Origin of the sequence: Falsirhodobacter sp. alg1 (assembly GCF_000739715.2) — a bacterium.
Lineage (GTDB): Bacteria > Pseudomonadota > Alphaproteobacteria > Rhodobacterales > Rhodobacteraceae > Falsirhodobacter.
Genome location: NZ_BBJC02000144.1, coordinates 1 through 478, shown reverse-complemented (window position 1 = coordinate 478; position 478 = coordinate 1). Strand labels below are relative to the sequence as shown.

Sequence of the window (478 nt, the reverse complement as noted above, 5' to 3'; positions counted from 1 at the left end):
GAAATGATCGGCAATGCCATGCGTTTCCAGATGAACGCGGGCAGGCTGCTCGGAATCGTTCGTGGCCAYYCCCAGAACAAGGCCCCTTTCGCGCAATCTGTCTAACAATGGCAGAAGTGGTACGGCAGGTACCATCGGCGCACGAGCGGCCTCTTCGTTCATGCAGGCAACCAGATCGGCCCGCGTCCATTCGGGCAGATGCGCGATCAGCACATCGGTGATGTCATCCGGCGTTCCGGCAATGACAGGGCTATCGGAGGTGCTCCCCTGGGATGCCCCCGAGGCGGGCACGACGATGGCCCTGGTCTTCATCGGTGTTCTGCCGATTCTTCTCGGGATCTCCATGTGGTTGCAGCAAAAGCTGAACCCGGCGCCCGCAGATGCCACGCAAAAGATGATCTTCGCCTGGATGCCATGGGTCTTCATGTTCATGCTCGGCCATTTTGCCAGCGGTCTGGTCGTCTACTGGATCACGAAC

At 59.5% G+C, this 478-nt stretch carries 2 pseudogenes; one reads left to right on the top strand and one right to left on the bottom strand.

The window, feature by feature from the left end:
- Window positions 1-312, bottom strand: a pseudogene (locus TR36_RS14680) (hypothetical protein); the annotation flags it as partial.
- Between TR36_RS14680 and TR36_RS14675 the strand changes: the two are divergent.
- Window positions 257-478: pseudogene (locus tag TR36_RS14675) on the top strand (YidC/Oxa1 family membrane protein insertase); the annotation flags it as partial. The pseudogenes TR36_RS14680 and TR36_RS14675 sit on opposite strands and share 56 nt — an antisense overlap.